Origin of the sequence: Streptomyces sp. SAT1, from assembly GCF_001654495.1 — a bacterium.
Lineage (GTDB): Bacteria > Actinomycetota > Actinomycetes > Streptomycetales > Streptomycetaceae > Streptomyces > Streptomyces andamanensis.
In genome coordinates this window covers 933062-950974 of sequence record NZ_CP015849.1, presented here as the reverse complement: position 1 = coordinate 950974, position 17913 = coordinate 933062, and the positions used below count along the sequence as shown (strand labels likewise).

At 73.6% G+C, this 17913-nt stretch carries 17 protein-coding genes and 1 pseudogene; 7 read left to right on the top strand and 11 right to left on the bottom strand.

Annotated elements, in window-relative coordinates:
- Positions 1-383: 383 nt before the first annotated feature.
- Both A8713_RS04050 and A8713_RS04045 read right to left on the bottom strand, forming a co-directional pair.
- Complete coding sequence (locus A8713_RS04050) at positions 384-1112, bottom strand: type 1 glutamine amidotransferase (protein ID WP_064531451.1); 729 nt, start codon at positions 1110-1112, stop codon at positions 384-386.
- 20 nt (positions 1113-1132) lie between these two features.
- A complete protein-coding gene (locus A8713_RS04045) occupies positions 1133-2371 on the bottom strand; it encodes a MurT ligase domain-containing protein (RefSeq protein ID WP_064531450.1) in 1239 nt (412 codons plus the stop codon).
- 158 nt (positions 2372-2529) lie between these two features.
- Here A8713_RS04045 and def point away from each other — a divergent pair, with 158 nt between their 5' ends.
- Positions 2530-3075 (top strand): peptide deformylase, encoded by a 546-nt coding sequence (def, locus tag A8713_RS04040; protein WP_064531449.1) that lies wholly within the window; start codon positions 2530-2532, stop codon positions 3073-3075.
- Positions 3076-3193: 118 nt separating this feature from the next.
- Here the strand turns inward: def and A8713_RS04035 are convergent, their stop codons facing one another.
- Entirely contained in the window at positions 3194-3838 is a 645-nt protein-coding gene (locus A8713_RS04035; RefSeq protein WP_064531448.1) for a TetR family transcriptional regulator, read from the bottom strand.
- A 168-nt stretch (positions 3839-4006) separates the two neighbouring features.
- Here A8713_RS04035 and A8713_RS04030 point away from each other — a divergent pair, with 168 nt between their 5' ends.
- Positions 4007-5233: an acyl-CoA dehydrogenase family protein gene (locus A8713_RS04030; RefSeq protein ID WP_064531447.1), complete on the top strand. Its 1227-nt coding sequence runs from the start codon at positions 4007-4009 to the stop codon at positions 5231-5233.
- Between the two features lie 100 nt (positions 5234-5333).
- Here A8713_RS04030 and A8713_RS04025 read toward each other — a convergent pair whose 3' ends face one another.
- The 3 genes and pseudogenes from A8713_RS04025 to A8713_RS04015 all read right to left on the bottom strand — a co-directional run.
- Complete coding sequence (locus tag A8713_RS04025) at positions 5334-5900, bottom strand: cupin domain-containing protein (RefSeq protein WP_018571084.1); 567 nt, start codon at positions 5898-5900, stop codon at positions 5334-5336.
- Positions 5901-5906: 6 nt separating this feature from the next.
- Positions 5907-7139, bottom strand: coding sequence for a cytochrome P450 (locus A8713_RS04020; RefSeq protein WP_064531446.1), 1233 nt, complete (start codon positions 7137-7139; stop codon positions 5907-5909).
- A pseudogene (locus A8713_RS04015) lies at positions 7136-8203 on the bottom strand (type III polyketide synthase); the annotation flags it as partial. The gene A8713_RS04020 and the pseudogene A8713_RS04015, both read right to left, overlap by 4 nt.
- A 175-nt stretch (positions 8204-8378) precedes the next feature.
- On the opposite strand from A8713_RS04015, the gene A8713_RS33470 reads away from it, so the two are divergent.
- A complete protein-coding gene (locus A8713_RS33470) occupies positions 8379-8540 on the top strand; it encodes a hypothetical protein (protein WP_159393070.1) in 162 nt (53 codons plus the stop codon).
- 157 nt (positions 8541-8697) lie between these two features.
- Here A8713_RS33470 and A8713_RS04010 read toward each other — a convergent pair whose 3' ends face one another.
- The 5 genes from A8713_RS04010 to A8713_RS03990 all read right to left on the bottom strand — a co-directional run bounded on the left by A8713_RS04010 (position 8698) and on the right by A8713_RS03990 (position 13553).
- Positions 8698-8937 (bottom strand): DUF6213 family protein, encoded by a 240-nt coding sequence (locus A8713_RS04010; RefSeq protein ID WP_018571081.1) that lies wholly within the window; start codon positions 8935-8937, stop codon positions 8698-8700.
- Positions 8938-8962: 25 nt separating this feature from the next.
- Positions 8963-10348, bottom strand: a complete 1386-nt coding sequence (locus A8713_RS04005; RefSeq protein ID WP_064531445.1) for an NADP-dependent succinic semialdehyde dehydrogenase — start codon at positions 10346-10348, stop codon at positions 8963-8965.
- A 77-nt stretch (positions 10349-10425) separates the two neighbouring features.
- Entirely contained in the window at positions 10426-10911 is a 486-nt protein-coding gene (locus A8713_RS04000; protein ID WP_064531444.1) for an NUDIX domain-containing protein, read from the bottom strand.
- Positions 10908-12446 (bottom strand): ATP-dependent DNA ligase, encoded by a 1539-nt coding sequence (locus A8713_RS03995; RefSeq protein WP_064531443.1) that lies wholly within the window; start codon positions 12444-12446, stop codon positions 10908-10910. The genes A8713_RS04000 and A8713_RS03995 overlap by 4 nt, the downstream gene beginning before the upstream one ends.
- A 66-nt stretch (positions 12447-12512) precedes the next feature.
- On the bottom strand, positions 12513-13553 hold the full coding sequence (locus A8713_RS03990) for an NAD(P)/FAD-dependent oxidoreductase (protein WP_237305301.1): 1041 nt from the start codon (positions 13551-13553) through the stop codon (positions 12513-12515).
- Between the two features lie 164 nt (positions 13554-13717).
- Here A8713_RS03990 and A8713_RS03985 point away from each other — a divergent pair, with 164 nt between their 5' ends.
- From A8713_RS03985 to A8713_RS03970, 4 genes are all read left to right on the top strand, one after another.
- On the top strand, positions 13718-14365 hold the full coding sequence (locus tag A8713_RS03985; RefSeq protein WP_079158830.1) for a helix-turn-helix domain-containing protein: 648 nt from the start codon (positions 13718-13720) through the stop codon (positions 14363-14365).
- 116 nt (positions 14366-14481) lie between these two features.
- Complete coding sequence (locus tag A8713_RS03980; protein WP_064531441.1) at positions 14482-15459, top strand: NADPH:quinone oxidoreductase family protein; 978 nt, start codon at positions 14482-14484, stop codon at positions 15457-15459.
- Complete coding sequence (locus A8713_RS03975) at positions 15456-16649, top strand: acyl-CoA dehydrogenase family protein (RefSeq protein WP_064531440.1); 1194 nt, start codon at positions 15456-15458, stop codon at positions 16647-16649. The genes A8713_RS03980 and A8713_RS03975 overlap by 4 nt, the downstream gene beginning before the upstream one ends.
- Entirely contained in the window at positions 16646-17794 is a 1149-nt protein-coding gene (locus A8713_RS03970) for an acyl-CoA dehydrogenase family protein (RefSeq protein ID WP_064531439.1), read from the top strand. The genes A8713_RS03975 and A8713_RS03970 overlap by 4 nt, the downstream gene beginning before the upstream one ends.
- The last annotated feature ends 119 nt before the right edge of the window (positions 17795-17913 follow it).

The window sequence follows — 17913 nt, the reverse complement described above, 5'->3', positions numbered from 1 at the left end:
ACAACCTTCTCCACGTGGGCCGGGACCGGACCGCGCTGTCCGGCTCGATCCCGGCCACCCTACCGGCGTGAGGGGGTGCTGCCGTACGGGCCGTCCGGCTGGTGGACGCGGGTGCACAGGTGAGCGGAGGCGTCGTCAGCCGGGCCCGGTGACGAGCGTCCCGCGCGCACCTTGCGGGGAGCTTGCGAGGGGCTTGAGGAGAGCCGACACCCGGCCGAAGCGCCGGGAACGCAGTCACCGCGGTCACCGCAGTCATCGCAGTCACCGCGGACACCGCAGTCACTGCGGACACGGCAGTCACCGCGGCCGCCGGGAGACACCGCGGGCGCGCCCGGGAGGTTTCCCCGGCGCGCCCGCGGGCCGCCGTGCCGTGCCGTCCGCGCTCAGGCGGGCTGCTCGGCGGCGGCGATGCGCTCGGTGCGCAGGGCCTCGTACCAGCGGTCGTCGATCGGCGGCAGGGCGTTGACGTCGAGGGCGAGCTTCAGCAGCAGGTCCGCGATCTGCGGATTGCGGGCCAGCACGGGACCGTGCATGTAGGTGCCGAAGACCGTGTCGTTGTACGCGCCCTCCGTGCCGTCGCCGGTGCCGTTGCCCCGGCCGACGCGCACCTGGGCGAGCGGCCGGGCGGCCGGGCCGAGGTGGGTGACGCCCTGGTGGTTCTCGAAGCCGGTCAGCTGGGGCAGCCCGAGGCGCGGGTCGACGTCGCCGAGGACGTCGCCGACGCACCGCTCGCCCTCGCCGCGCACGGACACCACGTCGAGCAGGCCGAGGCCCGGCTCGCGCTGGCCGAGGTCGTTGACGAACTCGTGGCCGAGGATCTGGTAGCCGGCGCAGACCGAGAAGACGATGGCGCCGTTCTGCACCGCCTGGTACAGGTGGCCGTCGCGGCGCAGCCGCTCCGCCGCCAGCCGCTGCGGGCGGTCCTCGCCGCCGCCGATCAGGTAGATGTCGCCGGAGGTCGGGATCGGCTGGTCGCTGCGCACGTCCAGGCGGGCCACGTCCAGGCCGCGCTGCCGGGCCCGGCGCTCCACGACGAGCGCGTTGCCCTGGTCGCCGTAGGTGCTCAGCAGGTCCGGGTAGATCCACACCAGCCGCAGTTGGTTGTCGCTCATGAAGTGCTCGTCCTTCGTGATCAGTTGCCGACGCGGCGGCGCAGGTCCTGGAACGCGGTGTAGTTGGCGATGACCTCGATCCGGCCGGGCGGCGCCTGCTGCACGGCCTGGTCGAGGTTCTCGCAGACCTGGAAGTGCTGGTTCGCCACCTCCAGACGCACCGCGAGGTCCAGCTTCCGGTCGCCGATCACGAGGAGCGGGTGGCCGGTGAGACGGGTGTAGTCGACGTCCCACAGCCAGGAGGTGTCGGTGCCGTCGGCGCCGCGCGCGTTCACCGAGAGGATGACCGGGGTCGGCGGCGGGTCGATCAGCGAGAAGGTCTCCAGCCAGCCGGCCGGGTTCTTGGCCAGCAGCAGGCGCAGGTCGCGGCCCTGGAACTGCACGACGTCGTAGCGTCCGGCGACCGCCTGCACCTGGTACATCCGCTCCAGCGCGACCTGCGGCGGCACCCCGAAGACGGCGGCGACGGCCGCCGAGGAGGCGGCGTTGGCCTTGTTGGCGCGGCCCGGCAGCTGGAGGTGGATCGGCCAGGCCGAGCCGTGCGGGTCCAGGACGTGGTCGCCGGACAGGGCCCAGCTGGGCGTGGGTCGGCGGAAACCGCACTCGGCGCAGAACCAGTCGTCGCCCGGACGCTGCATCACACCGCCGCAGGACGGGCAGGACCAGGCGTCGTCCTTCCACATCTGCCCGGCGGCCACCCAGATCACATTGGGCGAGGAGGACGCGGCCCACACCACCAGCGGGTCGTCGCAGTTGGCGACGACCACGGCCTTGGAACCGGCGAGTCCCTCCCGCCAGTTCTCGGCGAGCATCCGGGTCTCGGCGGCCCGGTCCAGCTGGTCGCGGGAGAGGTTGAGCAGCGCGATGCACTTGGGGTCGGTGTCCCGGGCGACGCCCGCGAGGTACTTCTCGTCGACCTCGATCACACCGAACTTGGCGTCCGAGCCGCCCGCCAGCGCCGAGGTGATGCCCGCCGGCATGTTGGCGCCGAGCGCGTTGGACACCACCGGGCCCGCGGCCCGCAGCGCCTCGGCGATGAGCCGGGTGGTGGTGGTCTTGCCGTTGGTCGCCGACACCAGGATGACATCCAGGTTCTGGGCGAGCCGGGCCAGCAGGTCGGGGTCGAGTTTGAGTGCCACCCGGCCGCCGATCACCGAACCGCTGCCGCGCCCCGCGGCGCGCGATGCCGCCGCGACCGCCTTGCCCGCGGTCACGGCCAGCTTGGCCCGCGGCGTGAGCGGGTCCGAGTTGCCTGCCATCAGTTCTCGATCCTCCTTGCGTACGCGCCGCGCCTGAGCCATCCGGCAACGTGGTGTGGACCTCAGCCTATCGAGATCCGTTCACGCACCCGAATTCCGGCACCCCTGCGGCGCTCGCGCGCCGTTCGCGCGTGCAGAAGGACCGTACCCTTGCCGCCATGCGACACGGCTCGATCCCCGGCGCCCGCGGGCGCGTACGGCCCCTCACCCTCTTCGGCGACGAGGCGCTGCGCGCACCCTGCCGGGAGGTCACCGGCTTCGGTCCCGAACTGGCCTCGCTCGTGGAGGACTTGTTCGCCACGATGTACGCCGCGCGGGGGGTGGGACTGGCCGCGAACCAGGTGGGCGAGCCACTGCGGGTGTTCGTCTACGACTGCCCCGACGACGAGGACGTGCGGCATCTGGGGCATGTGGTGAATCCCCGTCTGGTGGCGGCGGACGGCATCGTGCTGCGCGGTCCGGAGGGCTGTCTCTCGCTGCCGGGCCTGGAGGCGGGGACCGAGCGCCACGACCGCGCGGTCGTGGCGGGATTCACAGTGACGGGGGAGCCGGTGACGGTCGAGGGGACGGGATTCTTCGCCCGCTGCCTCCAGCACGAGTGCGACCATCTGGACGGCCGCCTGTATGTGGATCATGTCACGGGCCTGCGCCGGCGCAGGGTGCTGCGGCAGGCGGCGCGGGCACCCTGGGCCCGCCGGGGGTGACGGCGGGAGCGCCGGGCCGGGCGGGAACCACGGATCCTGGTGGGTGTCCGCGGCCGGGCGGGGATCCGGGGCCGGGCGGGAATCCGGACCGGCGGGCGCCGGGCCCGGGGCGTGCGGGCTAGAAGCCGGGTCCTCCGGCCTTGTCGCCGGCGCCCGCGAGCCGGCCCCACAGCAGATCGGCGAGGCTGCGCACCAGTTCCGCGCGCGAGCAGGGGCGCTCGCCCAGCCACCAGTCGCCGGCCGCGTGCATCATGCCGACGATGCCGTGCCCCCACACCCGGGCCAGCTGCTGGCCGCCCGGCCCGAGGTCGAGGCGTTCCCCGATGACCTGGGCCAGCTCCTCGCCCATCCGGCGCAGCAGCGGCGCGGAGTGCTTGCCGACGTCGAAGCCCTGGTCGCCGCCCTGGCCGCCCTCCGCCGGATGCATCAGGAAGCGGTACACCTGGGGCCTGGCCTCGATCGCGGTGAGATAGGTGTCGAGCGTGGCCTCGACGCGGGCGCGCCGCTCGGCGGGGGCGTCGAGGGCGGTCCGCAGCGAGTCGAGCAGGGCGTCGGTGTGCCGCTTGGCGAGGGCGGCGTACAGGCCGCCCTTGTCGCCGAAGTGGCGGTAGAGGATCGGCTTGGTGATGCCCGCCTCGGCGGCGATGGCGTTCATCGACGCGTGCGGACCGTCGCGCAGCACCACCCGGTCGGCGGCCTCCAGCAGCTCGCGCCGTCGGCGGTCGGCGGACCGCTGCTGATCGGTCCGCTGCGTGGTGTCCATGATCTCTCCCCACCCGTGCTGATTCGGTGACGCCTGCGCAAACTAACACTGACCGGGCCCCGGCATCGAACGGGCTGCCGAGGCGGCAGCGGCACTTGACTTCTCCTACTGATCGGTAACACAGTACGGTTACCGCAAGTAACACCACAGTGTGCCGCTGGAGGGGACATGGCCGAGTTCACCATGGAGCTCAACGACGAACAGAAGGAGGTGCGGGACTGGCTGCACGGCTTCGCCGCCGATGTGATCCGCCCCGCCGCCGCCGAATGGGACGAGCGTGAGGAGACTCCCTGGCCGGTCATCCAGGAGGCCGCCAAGGTCGGCATCTACTCCCTGGACTTCTACGCCCAGCAGTACTTCGACGCCACCGGCCTCGGCATCCCGATGGCCATGGAGGAGCTGTTCTGGGGCGACGCGGGCATCGCCCTGTCGATCGTCGGCACCGGCCTCGCCGCCGTCGGCGTCCTCGCCAACGGCACCGAGGAGCAGATCGGCACCTGGATCCCGCAGATGTACGGCGACCCCAGCGACGTCAAGGTGGCCGCCTTCTGCTCCTCCGAGCCCGACGCCGGCTCCGATGTCGCGTCCATGCGCACCCGCGCCGTCTACGACGAGGCCAAGGACGAGTGGGTGCTCAACGGCACCAAGACCTGGGCGACCAACGGCGGCATAGCCAACGTCCACGTCGTCGTGGCCTCCGTCGACCCCGGCCTTGGCTCCAAGGGGCACGCCTCCTTCATCGTCCCGCCCGGCACCCCGGGCCTGTCCCAGGGCCAGAAGTTCAAGAAGCACGGCATCCGCGCCTCGCACACAGCCGAGGTCGTCCTCGACCATGTGCGCGTCCCCGGCTCCTGCCTGCTCGGCGGCAAGGAGAAGCTGGACGAGCGCCTCGCCCGCGCCCGCGAGAAGGCCGAGGCGGGCGGCGAGCGGGTGAAGAACGCGGCGATGGCCACCTTCGAGGCGTCCCGCCCCGCGGTCGGCGCCATGGCCGTCGGCACCGCGCGCGCCGCCTACGAGGTCGCCCTCGACTACGCGAAGACCCGCGAGCAGTTCGGCCGGCCGATCATCGACAACCAGGGCGTGGCCTTCCAGCTCGCCGACATGGCCACCTCCGTCGACGCGGCCCGTCTGATGGTGTGGCGCGCCTCCTGGATGGCGATCAACGGCAAGCCGTTCACCGCCGCCGAGGGCTCGATGTCCAAGCTGTTCGCCAGCGAGACCGCGAAGAAGGTCACCGGCCAGGCCATCCAGATCCTGGGCGGCAACGGCTACACCCGCGAGTACCCGGTGGAGCGGATGCACCGCGACGCGGCGATCTACACCATCTTCGAGGGCACCAGCGAGATCCAGCGGCTGGTCATCTCCCGTACGGTCTCCGGCCTGCCGATCCGCTGATCCGCCCACCGCCCGGGACGCTCCGGTGACGGCGGTCCGCCGGCGGACGACGGGTCCGCCGGCGGTCACCGGGGCGCGGCCGAGGCGCCGGGGCGGGCCGTCAGCGGTGCCTGAGCGGGGTCAGCTGCTCGATGTCGTAGCGCCGCCGCAGTGCCTCGATCGCCGCGTGGTCGGGCGGCCCGCCGCTCCTGAGGATCTCCAGCAGCTCCTCGAAGTACCGCTCATGGTCCGGCGGCGGGGACGCCTGGAAGAACATCTTCGCCGGGCTGTCCGTGGGGTTGGCGAACGCGTGCGGACAGCCCGGGGGCACGGCGATGACCGTGCCCGGGGTGGCCCGCACCACGCGGTTGCCGGACCGGGACTCCCACTTCTGCCAGCGGTCGGGCGTCCGCACCCGCGGCTCGAACGCGAGCACGTCCAGCTCGCCCTCCAGCACGTAGAACAACTCCTCGCTGCGCGTGTGCACATGGGCGCCCACGTCGAAGCCCGGCGGGACCTCCACCTCGAAGGTGGAGGAGGTGCGCGAGTGCGAACCGGTCACCTTGAACGTCACCCGCTGGGCGGCCGTCTCGACCACCCGGCCGTGGCCCGGTGGCACGAGCAGCCCGTCCACCGCGGCGAGTTCGGGATCCTCGATCGCGGGAAGCGGCGGCTCGATCGTCGTCATCGGCGCTCACCACGCCACGGGCAGGGCCTCGGGACCGCGGATCAACGCGCCCTTGCGGAACGGCACCTGCTCCGGCGCCACCGCGAGCCGCAGCCCCGGCAGCCGGTCGAGGAGGGCGTCCACCAGCAGTTCGGACTCCATCCGGGCCAGCTGGCCGCCCGGACAGTAGTGCGGGCCGAACCCGAACGCCACGTGCGGGTTGGGGCTGCGCGTGAAGTCGATCCGCTCCGGGTCGGGGAAGACCTCCGGGTCGCGGTTGGCCGACAGGTAGGACACGTAGATCGCGTCGCCCGCCCGGATCCGCACCCCCTTGATCTCCACGTCCTCCAGGGCGATCCGGGACAGACCGACCGCGTTGCGGTGCGGGATGTAGCGGAGCAGCTCGTCGATGGCCTGCGGCCGGACCGAGGGGTCGGCACGCAGCCGGTCCGCCAGTTCGGGCCGGGTCAGCAGCAGGTAGAACATCTGCCCGCTGTTGTTGGTGACCGCCTCGCCGCCGATCTGGAGGAGCACCGCGAGACCCACGGCCTCCTCCAGAGTGATCTCGCGCCGTCCCACGGCGGCACCGAGCAGCGAGGCGACGTCCTCGTCGGTGCTGTCCGCGCGCGCGTCGATCAGCTCCGTGAAGTACGCGCCCATCTCCTCCTTGGCCTGCTCGCTGACGTCGGCGCCGTGCGAGGAGGACAGGATGTACTGGGTCCAGGTGTGCATCGCGTGCCGGTCGGCGGCCGGGACACCCATCAGCTCGCAGATCACCGCGATCGGGAAGGGGCTGAGCACCGCTGCCGTCAGATCGGCGGGCGGCCCGGCCGCCACGAGTTCGTCGACGAGCTCGGCCAGCATCCGCCGGGCGCTGTCGCGCACCCGCTCCACGCCGCGCGCCGTGAACGCGGGCGCCACCGACCGGCGCAGCCGGTTGTGGTCGGGCGGGTCCAGGAAGCCGACCGCGCCCCGGGACGGGATGAAGTGCGGGGCCAGCCTGGTGACCTGCCGGTCCATGACGGCCTCCCGGCTGAACCGGGCGTCGTTGGTGACCAGCCGCACATCGTCCATGCGGGTCACCAGCCAGGCCCAGCCCTCACCGTTGGGCAGCTGGATCCGGGTGACCGGGCCCTCCTCCATCAGGTCGGCCAGGACCGGGTCGAAGTCGACCCCGGTCAGATCGAGGGCCGGCCAGTGCCGCACCGGGCACTGCTCGCCCGCGGCCGGATCCGGTTCGGTGAGCGTCTTCTCGCTCATGACTGGTCCCCGATCTGCCAGTTGCCGAGCGACATCTCGGCGGTGATGCCGGGGCCGAACCCGGCGAGCAGCCCGCGCGCGCCGTCCTGGACGCCGCCCTCGTCGAACAGCCGGCGCAGCGCGTCCAGCACGACGGCGCTGGCGATGTTGCCGTACTCGGTGAGCGTGGACCGGCTGAAGCGGAACGCGTGCGGCTCGACCTTCAGGAACTTGGTGAGGTCGTCGAGGATGCGCGGACCGCCCGCGTGGATGACGTAGAAGTCGAGGTCGGAGGCGTCCCAGCCGTGCAGCCCGGCCAGGTCCTGGAGCGCCGGGGCGAGCGGCTCCATGGTGGTGGGCACCCGCTTGTCCAGCAGGAAGTGGAAGCCGGTCTCCCGGACGTCGTACGCGATCCAGTCCTCGGTCTTGGGGATCAGGTACGAGCCGTTGCGCGCCAGGCGCACTCCGGTGCCACCGGTGCCGCGGACCACGGCGGCGGCGATGCCGTCGCCGAACAGCCCGTTGGACAGCAGCGAGCCGACACCGATGTCGGTGGGCTGGTAGCACAGCGAGCAGAACTCGCAGGCCACGATGAGCGCGTTGGCGTCCGGGTAGGCCGTGCAGAAGTCGTGCGCGCGGTTGATCGCCGCGCCGCCCGCCGCGCAGCCGAGCTGCGCTATGGGTATCTGACGGGTCGTGGAGTCGAAGGCCATCTCGTTGATCAGCCACGCCGTGAGCGAGGGCATCATGAAGCCCGTGCACGAGACGTAGATGATGACGTCGATGTCGGTGGTCAGGAGTTCCGCGTCGTCGAGTGCCCGCTGGATGACCGCGGGGACCCGGGCCTTGGCCTCGTGCTCGTAGAGCTTGTTGCGCTCCTGGAAACCCGGGTGCTTCAGGGTCTCCTCGATGGGCTGCACGATGTGCCGGGTACGCACGCCGGTGTTCTCGATCAGCCGGAGGGCCAGCGCGAGTTGCGGGTGGTCCGCGTGCCGGGAGCGCGCGAGGTCCAGCGTTTCCTCCATGGTGATCACGTGCTCTGGAACGGACACCGAGGGCCTGCACAAAGTCGCCATGATCCGTGCCTGCTTTCGCCTTCCGGAAGGCCGGTAGCCCCCCGGTCAGAGGGTGGTGCACCCAGAAGGGTGGTCCACCCACGATCACCCGGGAGAGCGACGATCTCGCGCCGGACTACTCCAATCCGGGGACGGAGGGCCGGGGCCGCGCGGTCCCGGCGGGGGCGCCCAAGGGCCGGTCGCTGTGCTGCGTACGACGACGAAGACGCTGGTCAGAAGCGTCGTCCGCCGGGCCGGGGCGGTGCGCGCCGAGCGGGTCCGCGCGGCGCGCGGTGACGGCACGGAGGGCGGGGGCCCGCGCGCGGTGCGCGGGCGGCGGGCGCGGGCCGTACGGCGGGAGGGGTGAACGCGGTGCGCGCGGACGGCGCACCCGCGGCCCCGCCCGGGAACCTGGGAAAGGGAGCGCGCCCGGGAACCCGGGGAGGGGAGCGCGGGGGAGGGGCGGATGCCCGGCCGCGGCTCGGGGGCGGCGAGGTCACACGGGCCGGGCGGGCGCGCGGCGCTCAGCCGGACGCGGCCCCGCTGCTGTGCGCGATGCACGCCACGTCGATCCGGTCGGCCAGTTTGGCCAGTTCGATGGTCAGCGCGGCCACGGTGTCCTCGTCGAGCCTCTCCTGCCCGGTCTCCACCAGCCGCAGCCACCGTCCGCCCACCGTCCGCAGCAGCTTGCTCACATCGGCGGCGGACACCTGCAAGGTACCGCGGTCGTCGACGATCAGAGGGAGTGTCACTTCGCGGTTCACACCAGCGATCGTAGCCGCGGAAGCCTCACGCTCCGTGCCACACCGTGGTGATGTTGCAGAACTCGCGGATTCCGTGCCCGGACAGCTCACGCCCGTACCCCGACCGCTTGATCCCGCCGAACGGGAACGCCGGGTGCGAGGCGGTCATGCCGTTCACATACACCCCGCCGGCCTCCAGGTCCCGTACGAACCGGTCCACCTCGGCCTCGTCCCTGGTCCACACGTTCGAACTGAGCCCGAACGGGGAGTCGTTGGCGATCAGCACGGCCTCGTCGAGGTCGGCGGCGCGGTAGAGCGTGGCGACCGGTCCGAAGGTCTCCTCGCGGTGCACGCGCATCTCCCGGGTGACACCGGCCAGCACGGTCGGCGGGTAGTACCAGCCGGGCCACGCGGGGCGTTCGCCACCGCACAGCACCTCGGCGCCGCCGCGCCGGGCGTCGTCGACCAGCTCCTCCAGATCGGCCCGGCCCCGCTCGCTGGCCAGCGGCCCCACCTCGGTGTCCTCCTGCGTCGGATCGCCCACCTTCAGGGCCCGCATCCCGGCCACGAACCGCTCCGTGAAGGCGTCGTAGACGTCCGTGTGCACGATGAACCGCTTCGCGGCGATGCACGACTGCCCGTTGTTCTGCACCCGCGCCGTCACCGCGACCTCGGCGGCCCGCCGCACGTCGGCCGACGGCATCACCACGAACGGATCGCTGCCGCCCAGCTCCAGCACCGTCTTCTTGATCATCTCCCCGGCGGTGGACGCCACCGCCCGCCCGGCCGGTTCGCTGCCGGTGAGCGTGGCCGCCTTCACCCGGTCGTCGCGCAGGATGTCGTCGACCGCGCCCGAGCCGATCAGCAGGGTCTGGAAGCAGCCCTCGGTGAAGCCCGCCCGGTGGAACAGGTCCTCCAGGTACAGGGCGGTCCCCGGCACGTTGGAGGCGTGTTTGAGCAGGCCGACGTTCCCGGCCATCAGCGCGGGCGCGGCGAAGCGCACCACCTGCCACAGCGGGAAGTTCCACGGCATCACCGCGAGCACCGGACCCAGCGGCCGGTAGCGCACCAGGGCCCGCGAGCCGCCGGAGTCCGACACGTCGGCCGCGGCCGGTTCCTCGTCGGCGAGCAGCTCCTCGGCGTGCTCGGCGTACCAGCGCATCGCCTTGGCGCACTTGGCGGCCTCCGCGCGCGCCTGCGTGACCGGCTTGCCCATCTCCGTCGTCATGGTCCGGGCGACCTCGTCCCGGTCCTCGTCCAGCAGGTCGGCGGCCCGCTCCAGCATGCGGGCCCGCTCGGCGAAGGACGTCGTCCGGTACGTGCGGAAGGTGGCCTCGGCCAGCTGGAGCCGGCGCTCGATCTCCTCCTCGCCCATGGCCTGGTACGTCTTGAGCGTCTCGCCGGTGGCCGGGTTCACCGTGGCGATGGACATGGCTGACCTCCCTCGGGAGCGGGCTGTGCTTCGACCTTCGCCCGCCGCGCCGCCCGCCGCAACGCGTGGGCCCCTCGTCAGAGCGAGTGCTCGGCCAGCCGGTCGAGAAACGCGGCCTGGGCGGTGACGATCACCTCGCGGGCCGCGTCGAGCCCGAACCAGGCCACCCGGTCCAGCTCCGGGAACTCCTGGGTCCGTCCGGAGCGCGGCGGCCACTCGGTCACGAAGGTGCCCGGGACGATCGCCGCCGGGTCGAGATCGCCCTCGACCGCCCACACGGTCACCGTCTTGCCGCCCGCCTGGCGCACCTCGCCGAGCGGCAGCGCCTCACCGTCCGGCGGCGCGAGCCCCAGCTCCTCCCGGAACTCGCGGCGGGCGGCCCGCCAGGCCGGTTCGTCCTCCTGGTACTCGCCCTTGGGCACGGTCCACGCGCCCTGCTCGCGCCGGGACCAGAACGGGCCGCCCATGTGGCCGAGCAGCACTTCGAGGCCGCCGGGGCCGGTGCGCCGGAACAGCAGCAGTCCGGCACTGCGCCCGGAGCGCCGCCGCGGGCCGCCGCTCACGGCCGTACCTCCGGGTGCGCGGCCAGCAGCGTCCCGACGGTGTCGGCCTCCTCGGGGCGCTTGTCCTCGCGGTAGCGCACCACCCGGGCGAAGCGCAGGGTGACGCCCGCCGGATAGCGCGTGGACCGCTGGAGCCCGTCGTAGGCGATCTCCACGACCAGTTCCGGGCGGACCAGCACGCCCCAGCTCCTCTCCTCCACGGCCAGCTCCCGCAGCCGCTCGGTCTGCCAGGCCAGCAGCGCGTCGGTCATGCCCTTGAAGGTCTTGCCCAGCATCACGAAGCCGCCGTCCTCGGTCCGCGCCCCCAGGTGCAGGTTGGACAGCCGCCCGGTGCGGCGGCCGTGGCCCCACTCGGCGCCCAGCACCACCAGGTCCAGGGTGTGCACGGGCTTGACCTTCAGCCAGGACGCGCCGCGCCGGCCCGCGCTGTAGGGGGCGTCGAGCCCCTTGACGACCACGCCCTCGTGGCCGCGCTCCAGGGTCCGCGCCAGGAACTCCTCGGCCCGCGGCACGTCCTCCTCGCCCGCGACGAGGGTGCGCCTGACCCGCATCGGCTCCGGTACCAGCCGAGCCAGCTCGGCGTGCCGCTCGGCGAACGGCAGGTCGAGCAGGTCGCGGTCGCCGACCGACAGCGCGTCGAAGAAGACCGGTGCGACGGGGACCGCGGCCGCGGCGGTGGCCACGTCCAGCCGGGAGCCGACGCGTCCGGCCGTCTCCTGGAAGGAGCGCGGCCGGCCCTCGGCGGTGAAGGAGATCACCTCGCCGTCCAGCACGAACCGCTCGCCCGGCAGCGCCAGCGCCGCCGCGTGCACCTCGGGCAGCCGGTCGGTGATGTCGTCCAGGGTGCGGGTGTGGATCCGTACGGCCCGGCCGTCCCGGTGCACCTGGACCCGGATGCCGTCCAGTTTCTCCTCCACGGCGCACGCGCCCAGCTTCGCCACCGCCTCCGCCACCGAGGAGGCGCTGTGCGCCAGCATCGGCAGCACCGGTCGGCCCACGGTGAGCCGGAACCGCTCCAGCGCGGGCGGGCCGTCGGCGAGCAGGGCGGCGGCCACCGTCCGGAGGGATCCGGCCAGCATCACCGCCCGCCGCACGTCCGCCGCCGGGGCGCCGGTCGCCGCGGCGAGCCCCTCGACCGCGACCGCGTCCAGCGCGCCCTGGCGGACCTCGCCGGTCAGCAGCCCCAGCAGGAAGCGCTGCTCGTCCTCGGTCGCCGCGGCCAGCAGCGCGCCGACGATCCGGGCCCGCTCGGCCTGCGCACCCGGACCGGAGACCTCGCCCAGGTCCGTCAGCCGGGCGTCCACCTCCCGCACGGTCAGGGAGGGCTCGGCGGCCGGCGGCACCGGGCGGCCGAGCACCTTCCAGCCGACGCCCAGCCGCCCCTGGGGCAGTCTGCCCGCCAGATACGGGATGACGACCGGCACGTCCTCGGCCGCCGCCTCACGGAACAGCTCCGCGAGCAGAGCGGTCTTGCGCGACCGCGCCGAGGCGGCGGCCACCTCCCGTGACACCTGAGCCAGCCGGGCGAGCAACATGCAGTCATGGTGCACCGCAGGGGGCCGCTCCACACCTGCGCATCCGGCCGGCCGCCGCCGCGCGTGCTACGCCGGTTCCGACTCCCGCTCCGGCTGGGCCGCGAGCGCCGCGTCCAGGTCGGCGAAGAGCAGGTCGCCGTTGATGGCCGCACCGGCGCGGTAGCCCCGGCTCGCCGCGTTGACCACCTGCTCGGCGAAGCCGCTCGCGTTGCCCGCGGCCCACAGGCCCGGGACGGTCGTCAGTCCCCGCTGGTCGATCACGGGGTAGGCGCCGAACGGTGTGTCGCCCAGCTCGGCGCCCAGTTGCCGCAGGAGATCGTTTCCGGGCACCGCGCGCGGGGCGACGAAGAGGACCTCACGGGCGTGGACGCTCCCGTCGGCGAGCCGGACACCGCTCAGCCGGCCGGCCTCGGTGACGAGCCCCGCCACCTCGCCCGGCACGACGCGCACTCCGGCCGCCGCCAGCCGGCGCAGGTCGGTGTCGGACAGCTCGTCCTCGCCGAGCCGGTGCAGGAACAGCGTCACGTCCCCGGACCACTGGCTGACCATGAGCGCCTGGTGCACGCCCAGCGGGGTCGTCGCGAGCACGCCGAAGGCCCGGTCGCGCACCTCCCAGCCGTGGCAGTACGGGCAGTGCAGCACGTCGTCGCCGAACCGCTCGGCGAGCCCCGGAACGTCGGGCAGCTCGTCCTTCAGTCCGGTGGCGACGACCAGGTGCCGGGCGTGGACGGTGCGTCCGCCCGCCAGGGTCACGTCGAACTCGCCCGCGGTGTCCCGTACGGCGCGCACCGCCCGGTCCCGGACCAGTCCGACCCCGTACCGCGCGATCTCCTCGCGGCCGGCGGCCAGGAACTCGGCGGGCGGCATGCCGTCCCGCGACAGGTAGCCCTGCATGTGGGCGGCGGGCGCGTTGCGCGGCTCGCCCGCGTCGACGACGAGCGTACGGCGCCGGGCCCGGCCGAGGACCAGCGCGGCGGAGAGCCCGGCCGCGCCGCCGCCGACGACGACCACCTCGTACCGGTCGTGTCCCTCGCGCCCGGGGCGTCCGTCGCGTCCGTCGCGTCCGTCGTGCGGCTCGGTTCCGGTCGTCTGCTCCGGCTCGGTCATGGTGACCACCTCCCTTTCATCGCGTTCATCGCGTTCATCGCGTCATCGCGTTCATCGCGTCATCGCGTTCATCGCGTCATCGCGTTCATCGCGCCTCTCCTCGCGACGGTCGCTCGACGCGTGCGGGATTGACAAATGGCTTTGCTGATTCTGCAATGGCGGGTATGGCAACGGACACGATGGACGCGACGGGCACTAGGGGCACTACGGGCACGACGGACGACGTACTGGCGGGTGTGGGGCCGAGGCTGCGGCGGATCCGCAAGGAGCGGGAGGTGACCCTCGCGGGCCTGTCGGAGACCACCGGCATCTCGGTCAGCACCCTCTCGCGGCTGGAGTCCGGGCTGCGCAGACCCAGCCTGGAACTGCTGCTGCCGATCGCGCGGGCCCATCAGGTGCCGCTCGACGAACTGGTCGGCGCCCCGCCGGTCGGGGACCCCCGGGTGCGGGCCCGGCCCATCGTGCGCGGCGGTCGCACCCACTGGCCGCTCACCCGGCAGACCGGCGGGCTCCAGGCGTACAAGGTGCTCGAACCGCGGCGCAAGCAGGACCCGGACCTGCGTACCCACGAGGGCTACGAGTGGCTGTACGTGCTGTCCGGGAAGCTGCGGATCGTGCTGGGCGAGCACGACGTGGTGCTCTCGGCGGGCGAGGCCGCGGAGTTCGACACGCGCGTGCCGCACTGGTTCGGATCGACGGGGGAGGGGCCGGTGGAGTTCCTGAGCCTGTTCGGACCGCAGGGCGAGCGGATGCACGTACGAGCGCGGCCGACGCGGTCCGCGCGGCGGGGCGGGCGCGAGGAGGACGACTGAGGTTCCCCGTACTCGGAGTTCCCCTCGGGCGAGCGTTCCCTGGAGTTCCCCTCACGGCAAGCGACCGCTTAGTATGCCGTCACCGATCGGACGACGCAGTTTCGCGGAGGCGGCGCATGCAGGCATGGCGAGTGCACGAGAACGGCGAACCGAGCAAGGTGATGCGTCTGGAGGAGACCGAACGGCCCGTGCCCGGCGCCGGTCAGGTCCTCCTCGCGGTGCGCGCCGCCAACGTCAACTTCCCGGACGCCCTGCTGTGCCGCGGCCAGTACCAGGTGCGGCCGCCGCTGCCCTTCACCCCCGGGGTGGAGATCTGCGGCGAGACCGAGGACGGTCGCAGGGTGATCGCCAACCCGGCCCTGCCCCACGGCGGTTTCGCCGAGTACGCCGTCGCGGACGCGGCCGCCCTGCTGCCCGCGCCCGAGGCGCTGGACGACGCCGAGGCCGCCGCCCTGCACATCGGCTACCAGACGGGCTGGTTCGGCCTGCACCGCCGGGCACGCCTGGAGGCGGGCGAGACCCTGCTCGTGCACGCCGCGGCCGGCGGCGTCGGCAGCGCCGCCGTGCAGCTCGGCAAGGCGGCGGGCGCGACCGTCATCGGCGTCGTCGGCGGCCCCGCCAAGGCGGCCGTGGCCCGGGAACTGGGCTGCGACGTCGTCGTCGACCGGCGTGCCGAGGATGTCGTCGCCGCCGTCAAGGAGGCCACCGGCGGCCGGGGCGCCGACGTGGTCTACGACCCGGTCGGCGGCGAGGCGTACACCCAGTCCGCCAAGACCGTCGCCTTCGAGGGCCGGATCGTGGTCGTCGGCTTCGCCGGCGGGACCGTCCCCGCCCCGGCGCTCAACCACGCCCTCGTCAAGAACTACTCGATCCTCGGCCTGCACTGGGGCCTGTACAACACCAAGAACCCCCAGCTCGTGCGGCACTGCCACGAGCAGCTCACCGAACTGGCCGCCCGCGGCGCCGTCAAGCCGCTGGTGAGCGAGCGGGTGCCGCTCGGCGGCGCGGCGGACGCGGTGCAGCGGGTCGCCGACGGCGTCACCACCGGCCGCGTCTCCGTGCTGCCCGCCCGGGGCGAGGGGTCCGCCGCGTGACCGCCGAGACCCTGGACGCGGCCGGACTGCGCCGCCGCGCCCGCGAACTGCTCGCCGCCCACCCGCCCGCCACGACGGACCGGCTCGCCTTCCTCCGGGCGCGCTTCGACGCCGGACTGGCCTGGGTGCACTTCCCCGAAGGACTCGGCGGACTCGGCGCCCCCCGCGCCCTCCAGGCCGTCGTCGACGCCGAACTGGAGGCAGCGGGCGCCCCCGACAACGACCCGCACCGCATCGGCATCGGCCTCGGCATGGCCGCCCCGACCCTCCTGCGCTACGGCACCGACGAGCAGAAACGGCGCTTCCTGCGGCCCCTGTGGACCGGACAGGAGGTCTGGTGCCAGCTGTTCAGCGAGCCGGGCGCCGGGTCCGACCTCGCCGCCCTCGGCACCCGCGCCGTCCGGGACGGCGAGGACTGGATCGTCGACGGCCAGAAGGTGTGGACCTCCAGCGCCCACCTCGCCCGCTGGGCCATCCTCATCGCCCGCACCGACCCCGCGCTGCCCAAGCACCAGGGCATCACCTACTTCCTGTGCGACATGACCGACCCCGGGGTCGAGGTCAGGCCGCTGCGCCAGATCACCGGCGAGGCCGAGTTCAACGAGGTCTTCCTGACCGGCGTCCGCATCCCCGACGCCCACCGGCTCGGCGCGGTCGGCGACGGCTGGCGGGTCGCGCAGACCACCCTCATGAACGAGCGCGTCTCCATCGGCGGCATGCGGCTGCCCCGCGAGGGCGGCATGATCGGCCCGGTCGCCAGGACCTGGCGCGAACGCCCCGGGCTGCGCACCCACGACCTGCACCAGCGGCTGCTGACCCTGTGGGTGGAGGCCGAGGTCGCCCGGCTCACCGGCGAGCGGCTGCGCCAGCAACTCGCCGCCGGACAGCCCGGCCCCGAGGGCTCCGGCATGAAACTCGCCTTCGCCGGCCTCAACCAGCGCATCAGCGGCCTGGAGGTCGAACTGCGCGGCGAGGAAGGGCTCCTGTACGACGACTGGACCATGCGCCGCCCCGAACTCGTCGACTTCACCGGCCGGGACGCCGGATACCGCTATCTGCGGTCCAAGGGCAACAGCATCGAGGGCGGGACCAGCGAGATCCTGCTGAACATCGTCGCCGAGCGCGTCCTCGGCCTGCCCGCCGAACCGCGCACCGACAAGGACGTCGCCTGGAAGGACCTGGCCCGATGAGCACCCAGCCGGACCCCCTGCCCGCCGGAGCGGCCCGCCCGCACGCCGGGCCGGACCTCCTGTACTCCGAGGAGGAAGAGGCGCTGCGGGCCGCCGTCCGCGACCTGCTCACCGACCACTGCGCCGCGCCGGACGTGCTCGCGCGCACGGAGTCGGACACCCCGCACGACGTACCGCTGTGGAAGATCCTGGCCGGCGGCATGGGCCTGGCCGGTCTCCTGGTGCCCGAGGAACTCGGCGGCCAGGGCGCCGGCCACCGCGAGGCCGCCGTCGTCCTGGAGGAACTGGGCCGCGCGGTCGCGCCCGTGCCCTACCTGACCAGCGCGGTGGTCGCCACCGAGGCGCTGCTGGCCTGCGGGGCGGACGACCTCGTCACCGAGCTGGCCACGGCCGCCTCGACCGGCGTGCTGGCCGTCGCCCTGTCCACCGCCCCCGGCGCGCCGCACGCCGTCGTGCGCCGCGAGAACGGCACCCTGCGCGGGGAGCTGACCGCCGTGGCCGACGCGGCGGTCGCCGACGTCCTGCTCGTACCCGCCGACGACGGCGGCCTGTACGCGGTCGACGCCGCCGCCGCGACCGTCGTCCCGCAGGTGCCCCTGGACCTGACCAGGCCGCTCGCCCGCGTGCGGCTGGACGGCGCCGCGGGCCGCCGCATCGGCGACGCGGAGCCCGCCGTGCGCCGCGCCCTGCGCGCCGGGGCGGGACTGCTCGCCTCCGAGCAACTGGGCCTGGCCGAATGGACGCTGACACAGACCGTGGCCTACCTGAAGGAGCGCAAGCAGTTCAACCGGCCCGTCGGCGGCTTCCAGGCCCTCAAGCACCGGCTCGCCCAGCTCTGGCTGGAGACCGTCCACCTCCGCGCCGCCGCACGCAACGCCGCCGACGCGCTGGCCCGCGACGAGGACGCCGACGTGGCGGTCGCCGTCGCCCAGGCATACGCGGCCGCCGTCGCCGTGCACGCCGCCGAGGAGGCGGTGCAGCTGCACGGCGGCATCGGCATGACCTGGGAGCACCCTGTGCACCTGTATCTGAAACGGGCCAAGTCCGACGCACTCGCGTACGGCACCGCGGGCGCCCACCGGGAGACGCTGGCCGCGCTGGTCGACCTCCCGGCGCCACCGGCCGCGCCCGCGCCCGTCGGCTGACCCGCACCGGCGGAGGTCCGCCCCCGTGCCCGGACCTCCGCTGCACCTGGCCCGTCCACCGTCCCGACCGCCGACGGACCACCGGTCCCGGCCGCCGGCGGATCACCGGTCCCGACCGC